The sequence below is a fragment of the Gordonia sputi NBRC 100414 genome, from assembly GCF_000248055.1.
GTDB lineage: Bacteria > Actinomycetota > Actinomycetes > Mycobacteriales > Mycobacteriaceae > Gordonia > Gordonia sputi.
In genome coordinates, this window is the sequence record NZ_BAFC01000022.1 from 58,736 (window position 1) to 72,031 (window position 13,296).

12 protein-coding genes and 1 pseudogene are annotated in these 13,296 nt (G+C 66.7%); 12 read left to right on the forward strand and 1 reads right to left on the reverse strand.

Going from position 1 to position 13,296, the window contains the following annotated elements; genetic code table 11:
- Positions 1-37: 37 nt before the first annotated feature.
- On the reverse strand, positions 38-592 hold the full coding sequence (locus GOSPT_RS02680) for a hypothetical protein (protein ID WP_005202691.1): 555 nt from the start codon (positions 590-592) through the stop codon (positions 38-40).
- A gap of 613 nt (positions 593-1,205) precedes the next feature.
- Between GOSPT_RS02680 and mihF the strand changes: the two genes are divergently transcribed.
- The 12 genes and pseudogenes from mihF (at position 1,206) to ribD (ending at position 13,295) form a co-directional block, all read left to right on the forward strand.
- Complete coding sequence (gene mihF, locus GOSPT_RS02685; protein WP_005202692.1) at positions 1,206-1,520, forward strand: integration host factor, actinobacterial type; 315 nt, start codon at positions 1,206-1,208, stop codon at positions 1,518-1,520.
- A complete protein-coding gene (gene gmk, locus GOSPT_RS02690; RefSeq protein ID WP_174273019.1) occupies positions 1,517-2,119 on the forward strand; it encodes a guanylate kinase in 603 nt (200 codons plus the stop codon). The genes mihF and gmk overlap by 4 nt, the downstream gene beginning before the upstream one ends.
- Complete coding sequence (rpoZ, locus tag GOSPT_RS02695; protein ID WP_005202695.1) at positions 2,116-2,415, forward strand: DNA-directed RNA polymerase subunit omega; 300 nt, start codon at positions 2,116-2,118, stop codon at positions 2,413-2,415. The genes gmk and rpoZ overlap by 4 nt, the downstream gene beginning before the upstream one ends.
- 12 nt (positions 2,416-2,427) lie before the next feature.
- A complete protein-coding gene (gene coaBC / locus GOSPT_RS02700; RefSeq protein ID WP_005202697.1) occupies positions 2,428-3,672 on the forward strand; it encodes a bifunctional phosphopantothenoylcysteine decarboxylase/phosphopantothenate--cysteine ligase CoaBC in 1,245 nt (414 codons plus the stop codon).
- Positions 3,673-3,801: 129 nt separating this feature from the next.
- The gene (gene metK, locus GOSPT_RS02705) at positions 3,802-5,013 is read left to right on the forward strand and encodes a methionine adenosyltransferase (RefSeq protein ID WP_005202699.1); all 1,212 of its coding nucleotides are present in this window, start codon (positions 3,802-3,804) and stop codon (positions 5,011-5,013) included.
- Positions 5,014-5,077: 64 nt separating this feature from the next.
- On the forward strand, positions 5,078-7,009 hold the full coding sequence (locus tag GOSPT_RS02710) for a primosomal protein N' (protein WP_005202701.1): 1,932 nt from the start codon (positions 5,078-5,080) through the stop codon (positions 7,007-7,009).
- 39 nt (positions 7,010-7,048) lie between these two features.
- Positions 7,049-7,993, forward strand: coding sequence for a methionyl-tRNA formyltransferase (fmt, locus tag GOSPT_RS02715; protein WP_005202703.1), 945 nt, complete (start codon positions 7,049-7,051; stop codon positions 7,991-7,993).
- Entirely contained in the window at positions 7,990-9,363 is a 1,374-nt protein-coding gene (locus GOSPT_RS02720) for an RsmB/NOP family class I SAM-dependent RNA methyltransferase (RefSeq protein WP_005202704.1), read from the forward strand. Before fmt ends, GOSPT_RS02720 begins: the two co-directional genes overlap by 4 nt.
- A 161-nt stretch (positions 9,364-9,524) precedes the next feature.
- Positions 9,525-10,784, forward strand: a pseudogene (locus tag GOSPT_RS02725) (HNH endonuclease).
- 232 nt (positions 10,785-11,016) lie between these two features.
- Complete coding sequence (locus GOSPT_RS02730; RefSeq protein WP_005202714.1) at positions 11,017-11,583, forward strand: GtrA family protein; 567 nt, start codon at positions 11,017-11,019, stop codon at positions 11,581-11,583.
- Positions 11,584-11,593: 10 nt separating this feature from the next.
- The gene (gene rpe, locus GOSPT_RS02735) at positions 11,594-12,292 is read left to right on the forward strand and encodes a ribulose-phosphate 3-epimerase (protein ID WP_005202716.1); all 699 of its coding nucleotides are present in this window, start codon (positions 11,594-11,596) and stop codon (positions 12,290-12,292) included.
- A 19-nt stretch (positions 12,293-12,311) separates the two neighbouring features.
- Positions 12,312-13,295, forward strand: a complete 984-nt coding sequence (gene ribD, locus GOSPT_RS02740) for a bifunctional diaminohydroxyphosphoribosylaminopyrimidine deaminase/5-amino-6-(5-phosphoribosylamino)uracil reductase RibD (protein WP_005202717.1) — start codon at positions 12,312-12,314, stop codon at positions 13,293-13,295.
- The last annotated feature ends 1 nt before the right edge of the window (position 13,296 follow it).

The window sequence follows — 13,296 nt, forward strand, 5'->3', positions numbered from 1 at the left end:
ACACTGTCTGTGCCGGACGGGCGCCTGCTTGTTCCTATCACCACAGGTCGTAGACGGCGTTCGCGTTGGGGAATCCGCTCGCGACCGAGGCATTGACGAAGTAGTGACCACCGGTGGTGCCGGTCATGTTGGTGTTCACAGCGCCGCGGACGTTCTCCAGCTCGTAGATCGCACGCGGGCCGAAGGCACCGACCTGGTAGTTGACGAACACCGTCTCCGACGGTGCGTTCGGTGCGCTCGCGGTGACGACCTCGCTGGCCCCCGGGGCCAGGGCGAACTGAGGTGCGTTGATCCACTGACCGGAGCCAGGCGTACCGCCCGCGTAGAACTCGGTGTGATTGGTGTGGTTGGTGATGGTCATGGCGACGGTCGGCTCTCCCGGGTGGTTCACCGGCAAGGTGCCCGCGTGTGCAGCGCCGACTCCGGCGGCAGCCAGCGTGCCGGCGATGCCGAGTCCTGCGACAACCGCCGCGGTGCGGATCGCGAAGGTCTTCCGGTGACGCGGCTTGGTCTGCTCGGTGCTTGCGGTGTTGGCGGTCTCGGTGCTTGCGGCGGCGGTGTTGGTCTCGGGGGTGGTGGTGTTGGCGTTCATGGTGTTTCTCCTTGCGACGGGGCCGCGTCCTTGGGGGGCGTGGTCGCTGTTTCTGACACCAATGACTTTGCCGCTCAGAAGCCCTTCGCAACCTCCGCCGACGGGCTGATCAGCAGGATGATCAGCGCATCCCCCGATCGGTGGATGTGGGCGTCAGCACAGGGGAGCGTCGAGGACGCGGCCGCGCGACACGCTCAAGCTGTGCATCAATTCGCGGAGTTTGTCGGTCGCAACTGCTGTCACAGCAGTACCAGGCGAGATTCGATGAGCATCGACGACGTCGAGGCGTCCGAGACACACGTGTCGCGGAGTCGACTCTGTGACCTGCGGTTTTGTGTGGATTCGTGGTCTGTCACAGCGAACGCGTAGGCTCTGCCGAGTCGTCGGTGAGCAGGGAGTTTCCCAACCCTCTACATCACCGAGGCCGACCGAAAACGCGGGGGTGCCTCTCGCAAATGCCTGTTCAGATGGGTACGGTCGCTTTCGCTGCAGTCATTCGACGTGATGGCGCCCCTGATCGGGCGAGTACACGTCGAGACACGCGGCCACACGCCACCGGAGCCTGCCCCGGGCGCCGGTGTAGTCAGTTCTAGAACGAAAGACGGAGGAACCCGTGGCGCTTCCCCAGTTGACAGACGAGCAGCGCGCCGCTGCGTTGGAGAAGGCAGCTGCCGCTCGCCGAGTACGCGCCGAGCTCAAGGAGCGTCTCAAGCGCGGCGGCACCGATCTCACGCAGGTGCTCAAGGATGCCGAGACCGATGAGATCCTCGGCAAGATGAAGGTCTCGGCTCTGCTCGAGGCGTTGCCGAAGGTTGGCAAGGTCAAGGCGCAGGAAATCATGACCGAACTCGAGATCGCCCCGACGCGCCGCCTGCGCGGCCTCGGCGATCGTCAGCGCAAGGCGCTGCTCGAGAAGTTCCCGTCCTGAGCGGGCAGAACACACACACGAGGGGCCGACTGGTTATTCTGGTCGGCCCCTCGGCCGTGGGTAAGTCGACCGTCGTGAGGCGAGTCCGCGAGCTCGTGCCCACTCTGTTCTTCAGTGTCTCCGCCACGACCCGCGCCCCGCGCCCCGGCGAGGTCGACGGGCGTGACTACTTCTTCGTGTCCGACGCCGAGTTCGATCGCATGATCGCCGAAGACGAATTCCTCGAGTGGGCAGAGATCCACGGCGGACTCCAGCGATCGGGCACGCCGGCGAAGCCTGTCGAAAACGCCCTCGCGACCGGTCAGCCGGTACTGTTGGAGGTCGACCTGGCTGGCGCACGCAACGCGGTACGCCGACTTTCCGAGGCCATCACCGTCTTCCTCGCGCCGCCGAGTTGGGACGATCTCGTCGAACGACTCGCAGGTCGCGGCACCGAAACACCCGAGGCGGCGCAGCGTCGTCTCGAAACCGCCAGAACCGAAATGGACGCGCAGGGCGAGTTCGACCACGTGGTGGTAAACAACGAAGTCGACTCAGCCGCCCGCCAGTTGGTATCCTTGCTGGTTGGATCCGACAATACAAAGCAGGAGTTCGCGTGAGCACGCAGACCAATTTCGACACCCCCGAGATCGTCGACGCACCGTCGTACGACACCCCACTCGGTATCACCAACCCTCCGATCGACGATCTGCTCGAGCGCGCGTCGTCGAAGTACGCCCTGGTGATCTACGCAGCCAAGCGCGCACGTCAGATCAACGATTACTACAACCAGCTCGGCGACGGCATCCTCGAGTACGTCGGTCCGCTGGTCGAGCCGGGTATGCAGGAGAAGCCACTGTCGATCGCCATGCGCGAGATCCACTCGGATCTGCTGCAGCACACCGAGGGCGAGTAGCACTCACAGGAGATGTCCACTCCGGACGCCAAGCGGCGCATTCTGGTCGGTGTCGGCGGCGGGATCGCCGCATACAAGGTGTGCTCGGTCATCCGACACTTCACCGAGGCCGGACACGAGGTGCGGGTCATCCCGACCCGTGCAGCACTCGAGTTCGTCGGCAAGGCAACCCTGGAAGCGCTGTCGGGTCATCCCGTCTCGACCGAGGTCTTCGACCACGTCGACGAAGTGCCGCACGTGCGATTGGGTCAGGCTGCCGACCTGGTGATCGTCGCACCGGCCACAGCAGACCTGATGGCCCGTGCCGCGATGGGACGGGCCGACGACCTCCTCACCGCGTCGCTACTGACGGTCATCTGTCCGGTGATGTTCGTCCCCGCCATGCACACGGAGATGTGGGAGCACCCCGCAACGCAGGCCAACGTCGCCACGTTGCGTGAGCGCGGCGCCACTGTCGTGACGCCGGCGTCCGGTCGGCTGACCGGTCGCGATACCGGCGCTGGGCGCCTCCCCGAGCCGCAGGAGATCGCACTGCTCGGCGAGTTGCTGCTCGACCGCTCCGGCGCGCTGCCCTACGACCTCGCGGGTGCGCGCATCGTGATCAGCGCGGGAGGTACCCGTGAGCCGCTCGACCCCGTGCGCTACCTCGGCAACCGCAGTTCCGGTAAACAGGGCTTCGCACTCGCACGCGCAGCGGCACAGCGTGGCGCTCATGTCACCGTCGTCGCGGGTTCGACCAATGAGGCAGGCGAGCCGGCAGGCGTCGAGGTGGTCCATATCGAGGACGCGCGCCAACTCGCCGACGAGATGACCAAGCGTGCCGCAGACGCCGACGCGGTGATCATGGCCGCTGCTGTCGCCGACTTCCGTCCGGTCACCGTCAACGACACCAAGATCAAGAAGAACGACGATGGCCCCGCACCCATCGAGCTGACGACCAATCCCGACATCCTGCGGGGACTCGTGCAGTCCAGGGAGTCCGGTGCCATCCCGTCCGAGGTCGTGATCGTCGGCTTCGCCGCGGAGACGGGCGACGACCAGGGTGGTGTGCTCGACCACGGCCGCGCGAAGCTGCGTCGGAAGGGCTGCGACCTGCTCGTCGTGAACGCGGTCGGCGACGGCAAGGCGTTCGGCACCGAGGACAATACGGGCTGGTTGCTCGCGGCGAACGGCAACGAGACGTCGCTTCCCTACGGTTCGAAAACACTCATGGCGAGCCGAATACTAGACGAAGTTCGCGCTTTGCTGCCTGATTAGGTTCGCCCTCCACCTCGTCAATCGAATGTCGGGGCGAGTGTGTAGGTTTGTAATCCACGAGACCACCAACGGCGACCATTCGAGTTTGCCGTGTGCTCCCACTGGGGGACACGAGTTTGAGAGGATCAGATGACCAGCTCTGCGTCACGCCTGTTCACCAGTGAGTCGGTCACGGAGGGCCATCCGGACAAGATCTGCGACGCGATCAGCGATTCGGTGCTCGACGCCATCCTCACCGACGACCCGAAGGCCCGCGTTGCCGTGGAGACCCTCGTCACCACAGGGCAGGTTCATGTGGCGGGAGAAGTCACGACCACCGCCTACGTCGACATCCCCGGCATCGTCCGCAGCAAGATTCTCGAGATCGGCTACGACTCGTCGACCAAGGGCTTCGACGGCGCGTCATGCGGTGTGAACGTAGCGATCGGTGCGCAGTCGCCCGATATCGCGGGTGGTGTCTTCAATTCGCACGAGAGCCGCAGCGGCATTTCCGAGGACGAGATCGACGCGCAGGGCGCGGGCGACCAGGGACTCATGTTCGGGTACGCCACCGACGAGACCCCCGAGCTGATGCCGGTTCCGATCGCGCTCGCTCATCGGTTGTCACGTCGGCTGACCGAGGTTCGTAAGAACGGCACGCTGCCGTACCTGCGACCCGACGGCAAGACCCAGGTCACCATCGAATACGACGGCGACAAGCCGGTCCGACTCGACACGGTCGTCGTCTCGACCCAGCACGCAGCCGACATCGACCTCGAGAAGATGCTCACCCCTGACATCAAGTCGCAGGTGATCGATCCGGTCCTCGCCGAGCTGGATCTGCCCGGCTTCACCACCGAGGGCTACCGACTGCTGGTCAACCCCACGGGCAAGTTCGTGCTCGGCGGTCCGATGGGCGACGCAGGCCTGACCGGACGCAAGATCATCGTCGACACCTACGGCGGCATGGCTCGCCACGGCGGCGGTGCGTTCTCGGGTAAGGATCCGTCGAAGGTCGACCGCAGCGCGGCGTACGCGATGCGGTGGGTCGCCAAGAACGCTGTCGCTGCCGGTCTTGCCAGCCGCATCGAGGTGCAGGTCGCCTACGCCATCGGCAAGGCAGCTCCCGTCGGACTCTTCGTCGAGACCTTCGGCACCGAGAAAACCGATCCCGAGGTAATCCGCAAGGCGATCTCCGAGACGTTCGATCTGCGTCCGCTCGCGATCATCCGCGACCTCGACCTGTTGCGCCCCATCTACGGCCCGACCGCGGCCTACGGCCACTTCGGACGCACCGATCTGGACCTGCCCTGGGAGAACACCGACCGGGCCGACAAGCTGCGCTCGGCAGCGGGTCTCTAAGACATAAGCCGAAGTTCTGCAGAAAGAACGTGCAGCGTCGAAGCCGGTCGCGAAGGTCCTGCCCATGCTCGGGCTGGCCCATCTCGACCGGCCTTTCGACTATCTGATCGACGCCGAGCAAGATGCCGATGCCGCCCCGGGGGTCCGGGTGCGGGTTCGGTTCTCCGGCCGACTCGTCGACGGATTTCTTCTCGACCGCGTCGAAGAATCCGAGCATCCCGGCAAGCTGGGGTGGCTCGAACGGATCGTCTCGCCCGAGCCGGTGCTCTCACCCGAGATGATGCTCGTCTGTCGTGCGGTGGCCGAGCGCTACGCGGGCACGATGTCCGACGTGATCCGACTTGCGGTGCCGCCTCGACACGCGCGCACCGAAAAGGAGGAGACGCCTGCACCGACGTCGGACGTCGTCGTTCCCGAACCTGACGGGTGGCGTGCGTATCTCAACGCCGACTCGTTCCTCGACTCGCTCGCCGAGGGTGCTCCGCGGGCGTTGTGGCAGGCGACGCCGGGGGAGGACTGGCCGGCACGACTCGCCGAGCTCGCGGCGCAGGTCGCCGCGGCGGGGCGCGGTGTGGTCGTCGTGGTACCCGATCAACGTGACCTCGACCGATTGTCGGCGGCGTGCGAGCCGCTGCTCGGCGACCGGTGCGTGACCCTCGCCGCAGGACTCGGCCCGACCGCCAGGTATCGGCGATGGTTGTCTGTGCGTCGAGGCGCGGTCGACGTCGTACTCGGAACCCGCAGTGCGGTGTTCGCCCCCGTGCACGATCTGGGGCTGATGGTCATCTGGGACGACGGCGACGACAGCCTCGATGAGCCGCGAGCGCCGTATCCGCATCCACGCGAGGTCGCGGTGTTGCGGGCGCACATCGAGCGCGCCGGACTCGTGATCGGTGGTTTCGCACGAACCGCCGAGGCGCAGGTGCTCGCCGAGGCCGGCTGGGCCCACGACCTCGTTGCCGCGCGAACGACGGTCCGCGACCGCAGCCCCAGGATCGACGCGATCAGCGACGAGGATGCGCGCGTGGCACGTGATCCGTTGGCGCACAGCGCACGCATACCCGAGGTGGCGTTCGACGCCGCGCGAAAAGCCATCGCCGCCGACACCCCGGTCCTGTTCAGCGTGCCTCGGCGCGGATACATCCCGTCGCTCGCGTGCGCCCGGTGTCGTACCCACGTGCGCTGCAGGTCGTGTCATGGGCCGGTGCAGATGGGCGCCGACCAGCAGCTCACCTGCCGATGGTGTGGCCGGATCGAGCTGCGTTTCCGCTGCGTCGAATGTGGCGGTACCCAGGTCAGGGCGCTCACGACGGGCGCACGCCGTACTGCCGAGGAGTTGGGACGCGCGTTTGCGGGTGTCCCGGTGCTCACCAGCGGCGGCTCGTCGATCCACGACCGAGTCGACGGTGGGGCGCGCGTCGTCGTGTCGACGCCGGGTGCAGAGCCGGTTGCCGACGGCGGTTACGGAGCGGCGATCGTCCTCGACACGTGGGCGCAGCTCGACCGATTCGACCTGCGTGTCGACGAGAACGCGGTCCGCCGCTGGATGGCGATCGGTGCGCTGATCCGTGCGCGCCACGAGGGCGGTGCGATGGTGATCGTTGCCGACGCGTCGCTGAGCCCGGTGCAAGCGGTCATCCGGTGGGATCCGGTGGGTTTCGCCGCGCACGAACTCGGCAATCGGGTCGAGTTGGGTTTTCCGCCCGCGGTGACGATGGCCTCGATCGACGGCGACACCGCGTCGATCAACGCGTTCACCGATCTGATCGAATTGCCCGCCGGCGCAGACGTTCTCGGTCCTGTGCCACTGCCACCGGGCGTCCGGCCCCCCGCTGGTGTTCCCGACGGCGCCGAGATCGAACGCATTCTGGTGCGGACCGATCGCCGACACGGGCGAGAACTGACGGCGGCGCTGACCGAGGCGCAGGTGCGCCGCAACACACATCACGAGACCGGGCCGATCCGTGTGCAGGTCGATCCACCTACCATCGGATGAGCGCAATGTCTGCGCCCAACGACGCCGAAGGAGTCTGACGTGCGGATCGTGTTCGCCGGAACACCCGAGGTCGCGGTGCCCTCATTGCAGCGACTGCTCGAGTCGGCCGACCATGAGGTCGTCGGTGTGATCTCGCGACCCGATGCGGTCGCGGGGCGTGGTCGTAAGGTGTCGCGGTCACCGATCGCCGAACTCGCCGATGTGAACGGCATCGAGGTCATCACTCCGCGTCGGATGTCCGACGCGGAGGTCGCCGACGCACTCGCGCGGTGGCAACCCGACGTCGGAGCCGTGGTCGCCTATGGCGGGCTGATTCCGCCCGACGTTCTCGAGATCCCACCGCACGGGTGGATCAATCTGCACTTCTCGGTGTTGCCCGCATGGCGCGGGGCCGCACCGGTACAGGCCGCGATCGCCGCCGGTGACGAGACCACGGGCGCCAGCACCTTCCTGTTGGAGAAGGGCCTCGACACCGGCCCCGTCTACGGCGTGCTGACCGAGACGATCCGGCCGACCGACACCAGCGGAGAGCTGCTGGAAAGGCTGTCCGACGCAGGGTCGACGCTCCTTCAGTCCACTCTCGACGGGATCGCCGCGGGTGCGTTGTCGCCGGTGCCGCAGCCTGCAGAGGGAGTCAGCCACGCACCCAAGGTCGAGGTCGACGACGCGCGGGTCCGGTGGGATCTGCCCGCGCACCTGCTCGATCGACGTATCCGTGCCCACACTCCCGCACCTGGCGCGTGGACGACACTCGGCGACGCGCGCGTGAAGCTCGGCCCGGTCGGCCTCGTCGGCTCCGACGACCCGTCCGCGCCGAAGGATCTGGCTCCCGGGCGCGTCGTCGTCACCAAGAAGGTGGTGTTCGTCGGTACGGCCACAGATCCCGTGCGGCTCGGGTGGGTGCAGCCGCCGGGCAAGAAGCAGATGCCCGCCACGGATTGGGCGCGTGGTGCGCGACTCGACGACGAGACGGTGCTGTCATGAGTGATCCGAAACTGCGGAAGAAGGCCGCCGATCCGGTACGCGAGGTCGCACGCGACGTCCTGCGCGCGGTCCGTGAGCGCGACGCCTACGCCAACCTCGTACTCCCGAAGCTGTTGCGAGAGCGCAAGATCACCGGACGCGACGCCGCGCTGGCCACGGAACTGACTTACGGCACCGCGCGTGCACTCGGCACTCTCGACGCGATCATCGCCGCGGCCGCGAATCGTCCGGTGTCCGAGATCGACGGCGACGTTCTCGACGTACTACGTCTCGGTGCCTACCAGTTGCTGCGTACCCGCATCGGCGCACACGCGGCGGTCTCGACGTCCGTCGATCTTGTTCGTAGCGAAAAGGGCATGGGCCCTTCGGGTTTCGTGAACGCCGTGCTGCGCAAGATCTCTCAGCGCGATGAGGACCTGTGGGTCGACGAGTTGGCACCGCCGATCTGGGACGACCTCGTCGGGAACCTGGCGTTCCGATACGCGCACCCGCGCTGGATCGCGGAGGTGTTCTCCGACGCTCTCGGTGGCTCCGCGGGCGAACTGCAGGCCGCGCTCGCCGCCGACGACGACCGGCCACCCGTACATCTCGTCGCCCGCCCGGGACTCATCACCGCAGAGGAATTGGCGCTGACGAGCGGTGGCGAGGTCGGTCGTTACTCGCCGTACGCCGTGTACCTGCCGGGTGGCGACCCGGGCGACATAGAGGCCGTGCGACGGGGCTATGCGGGAGTTCAGGACGAGGGGAGTCAGCTCGTTGCGCGAGCCGTCACCGCCGCCGACATCGGTGAGGACGGCGGTCGATGGCTGGACATGTGCGCAGGCCCCGGCGGTAAGGCTGCGTTGATCGGCGCGATCGCCGACATCGACGGTGCGCATCTCGACGCCGTCGAGGTGAGCGAACACCGCGCCGACCTGATCCGGGGTGTCACCCGCGACATGCCTGTCGACGTCCACGTCGGCGACGCGCGCAATCTGACGCCCGAGACTGGCTTGGCCCCCGGCTACGACAGAATTCTGCTCGACGCCCCGTGCTCGGGACTCGGCTCGCTTCGTCGTCGACCGGAGGCCCGCTGGCGGCGAACTCCCGACGACGTCACCGAACTCGTGGGTCTGCAGCGTGAATTGCTCACGGAGGCTTTGCGAATGGTCCGCCCCGGCGGCGTCGTCGTCTATTCGACGTGCTCGCCGCACCCCGCGGAGACGACCGAGCTCGTCGCCTCTGTTCTCGACGACGTCCCGGAGGCTCGCCAACTCGACGCCCGACCACTCGTCGGCACCGAGGAGATCGGCGACGGCCCACACGTACAACTCTGGCCCCATCGGCAGGGCACCGACGCGATGTTCCTGGCCGCGCTGACGAAGGAGTGATCACTGCTCCTCGACGTGCTCGCACCGTCGCCTTCCCGATCGAAAATGCCTGCGACGCCGCCTGATTCGAGGTAGTCTAGAACAAACATTCGACGGCGTCCGGGGGTCTCGTGTTCGCAGAAACCAGCGATCTGGAATCGCTGGTTTCTGCGCTCGGTGAGATGCCTGCCGCCGAGTCCGAAGCCGATGCCGCCGCTCGGCTCACCGTTCTGGAAGAGATCAAATCCGCCTGTGCCGCAGCACAAGCGCGTGAGGCGGCGCGGTTGGATGAACTCCGTCGCGCCGATGAACAGCAGCGTGGAGTACCGAAAACCAGGCAAGGCCGGGGACTGTCGGCTGAGATCGGAATTGCGCGAAAAGCCTCTCCGCAGAAGGGGTCTCAGTATCTCGGGTTCGCGCGGGCGATCGAGCACGAGATGCCCCACACACGCGACGCGCTGGCGTCGGGTCGGCTGACGGAATGGCGTGCCACAATCCTGGTTCGCTAGACTGCCTACCTCACCCGCGAAACGCGCGAGGAGATCGACCGACGGGTCTGCGCGGATCCGACGACGCTCGACGGCGTCGGCGACTGTCAACTGGAGGCACTCGCGAAGCAGCACGCGTACGAGTTGGAACCCCGGGCCGTGGTGGATCGAAAAGCGAAGGCCGAGAAGGATCGTCGAGTATCGGTACGTCCGGCGCCCGATCTGATGACTCAGTTGTCCGCGCTGCTGCCGATGAAGCAGGGAATCTCGGTCTACGCGGCACTCAAGCGGTACGCCGACTCGGTCGTCGGTGCAGACGACCGCAGCCACGCGCAGATCATGGCCGACACGCTCGTCGAGCGGGTCACGGGACAGGCATCAGCCGGCGCCGTGCCCGTCGCGGTCAACCTCGTCATGTCGGCCGACACGATGCTCGGGGGTGAGAAGGCGGCGGAGGTTCCGGGATACGGGCCGATTCCGGCGTCTGTTGCGCGCAGGCTCGTCTCCGAGGGCTTCGATCCCGACAGTGAGACCACCTCGACCCTGAGACGCCTCTACGCAAGGCCGTCCGACGGCACCTTGGTCTCGATGGATGCCAAGTCGCGGTGCTTTCCCGCGGCGCTGGCGCTCTTCGTCGCCCGGCGCGACAGACGATGCAGGGTTGCCTACTGCAACGGCCACGTCGAACACATCGACCACATCCTCGCCCACCGCAGCGGTGGAGCAACGACAGCCGAGAACGGGGAGGGGCTGTGCCGTCTTCACAATCTGGTCAAGGAACTGCCCGGTTGGAAGTACCGTCGGCGCACCGAGTTCGGCGACATCACCGTGATCGACGTCATCACACCCTCGGGGCGCGAGCACCGAAGCACGTCGCCGCCCGCTGTCGGCTTCCGGCCGGCGGGGGAGAGCGCGCTCGAGACCGAACTGGCGGCGCTGATCAACGCAGCGTGACGTCGGTTGCGTAGCCGACGATGACGAGGGGTTCCGCCGACCTCGTCGTCGACGACGACGAGCGCACATCACCTATGGCAGATGGGCGAAATTCACCGCATTCAGAGCACACAATTATCGTCATTTCCGACGGCGCGCTGATTCTCGGTGCGGGAGTTTGAGCGTTGACCACGTATATTGCCCATACGTGAACGATCTTCGCGCAGCCCGGTACGCCGAACACATACGTAGCATGGGCCAGTTTGTCCGTTTCGGCATTGTCGGGGCGTGCGGAGTCGTCGTCAATATGGTCGTCGCGATCCTGCTGAACAAGGCCCACGGTGGTACCACGAAGGCGAACGACGTGGTGTGGCACGTCAGCGGCACCGACTTCAACCTTCGCTTTACGGTTATCGTCTGGATCGTCGGATTTCTCGTGGCGAATTGCGTGAATTTCCAGCTGAACCGCACGTGGACGTTCAAAAGTGCCAAGCATGCGAGCTGGTGGTCGGAGTTTTGGCCATTTCTCGCCGTCGGCAGCGTCGCTGCGATCGTCGGCATGTTCCTGAAGGTCGGCTTCACCAATCCGACGTCGCCGATCTACCTCTCGTCGTCGTTCTTCCACGAGGGTGCAGGCCTGCATTCGCGCGAGTACTGGGCCCAGATCATCACGATCGTGATCACGATGCCCATCAACTTCGCCGTCAACAAGCTGTGGACGTTCCGCGCGGTGCGGACACCGATCGCCGCGCGTGAAGAGCAGGTGCCGCCGGCTGCCTCCGCGGAACCTGCCACATCGTCGGGCCCGGTGGACAGTTAGATTGACTGCCATGACTGACGCCAACACGCCGATGATCGCGCCGTCGATTCTCTCCGCCGATTTCGCCAATCTCGCAGCCGAATCTGCTGCGGTCGCGCATCCGGGCAGCACTCGCGCCGACTGGCTGCACGTCGACGTGATGGACGCACATTTCGTCCCCAACCTCACGCTCGGGCTCCCGGTCGTCGAGAGCCTGCTCAAGGCAACCGACATCCCCCTCGACTGCCACCTGATGATCGACGACCCCAAGCGCTGGGCGCCGCCGTACGCCGAGGCCGGGGCCTACAACGTCACCTTCCACGCGGAGGCGACCTCGGATCCCGTCGACGTTGCGCGCGACATCCGCGCGGCAGGGGCAAAGGCCGGCCTCGCGATCAAGCCGAACACGCCGCTCGAGCCGTATCTGGAGATCCTGCGCGACATCGACACGCTGCTCGTGATGAGTGTCGAGCCGGGCTTCGGCGGACAGAAGTTCATCGCAGAGGTGCTGGAGAAGGTCAAGATCGTGCGCACAATCGTCGACTCGTCGGATCTGCGACTGCTCGTCGAGATCGACGGCGGAATCAACGCCGACACCATCGAGCAGGCCGCCGAAGCGGGCGTCGACTGCTTCGTCGCGGGTTCGGCTGTCTACGGTGCCGACGATCCCGGTAAGGCTGTCGCAGCGTTGCGCGAGCAGGCCGCCACGGCCAGGGCTTGTGTCGACTGACAAACCCCTCGATTCCTCGATGCGGTCAGCCATCGAGGAATCGGTCGGCGCACTGGGGCTCAGCTCTCCCAACCCGCCCGTCGGGGCGGTGATCGTGTCGCCCGATGGCGAGATCATCGCGCGGGGCCACACGCAGCCGCCTGGCGGGCCGCATGCCGAGATCATGGCGCTGCGTGCTGCGGGAGACGCCGCGCGCGGCGCAACCGCGGTGGTGACACTCGAACCGTGCAATCACACCGGCCGCACCGGCCCGTGTTCGCAAGCCCTGATCGACGCGGGGATCGCGCGCGTGGTGTTCGCGGTTGCCGACCCCAACCCCACCGCCAGCGGGGGAGCAGGGCGGCTGCGCGACGCGGGCGTCGACGTCGAATCCGGTCGCCTCGACGTTGAGGCGCGCACCGGCCCACTGCGCCACTGGCTGTTCACGCAGGAGCACGGCAGGCCGTTCGTCACCGCGAAGATCGCGTCGACCGTCGACGGTCGGGTGGCCGCACCCGACGGCACGAGTCGTTGGATCACCGGCCCACAGTCACGGGCGCGCGCACACCGCCAGCGCGGACAGATCGACGCCATCGTCGTCGGCACCGGAACCGTGCTCGCCGACGATCCCTCGCTCACCGCACGCCTGCCCGACGACACTCTCGCGCCACACCAACCGGTCCGGGTGGCGATGGGGTTGCGCGACGTCGAGACCTCGGCCCGCATCCGCGACGACGCCGCGCCGTTTCTGCAGGTGCGCAGCCACGATCCGGCAGATGTCCTCGCCGCGCTACCCGAGGCCACCTGGGTGCTCGTCGAGGGCGGACCGGCGATCATCGGCGCCTTCATCGACGCGGGTCTCGTCGACGAGATCGAGGCCTACGTCGCGCCGACGGTGCTCGGCGCAGGTGCTGCTTCGGTCGATCGGCCAGCGCTCACGACCCTCGCGCAAGCGCAGCGATTTGTCACCACCGACGTCGAGCGACTCGGTGACGACGTCCTCATCCGCATGGCGCGCGACTGAA

Coding starts and splice junctions, on each gene's coding strand:
- GOSPT_RS02680 (WP_005202691.1), bottom strand. CDS start 592: ATGAACGCCAACACCACCACCCCCGAGACCAACACCGCCGCCGCAAGC.
- coaBC (WP_005202697.1), top strand. CDS start 2,428: ATGTCCACTCCGGACGCCAAGCGGCGCATTCTGGTCGGTGTCGGCGGC.
- metK (WP_005202699.1), top strand. CDS start 3,802: ATGACCAGCTCTGCGTCACGCCTGTTCACCAGTGAGTCGGTCACGGAG.
- GOSPT_RS02710 (WP_005202701.1), top strand. CDS start 5,078: ATGCTCGGGCTGGCCCATCTCGACCGGCCTTTCGACTATCTGATCGAC.
- GOSPT_RS02720 (WP_005202704.1), top strand. CDS start 7,990: ATGAGTGATCCGAAACTGCGGAAGAAGGCCGCCGATCCGGTACGCGAG.
- GOSPT_RS02730 (WP_005202714.1), top strand. CDS start 11,017: ATGGGCCAGTTTGTCCGTTTCGGCATTGTCGGGGCGTGCGGAGTCGTC.
- rpe (WP_005202716.1), top strand. CDS start 11,594: ATGACTGACGCCAACACGCCGATGATCGCGCCGTCGATTCTCTCCGCC.
- ribD (WP_005202717.1), top strand. CDS start 12,312: ATGCGGTCAGCCATCGAGGAATCGGTCGGCGCACTGGGGCTCAGCTCT.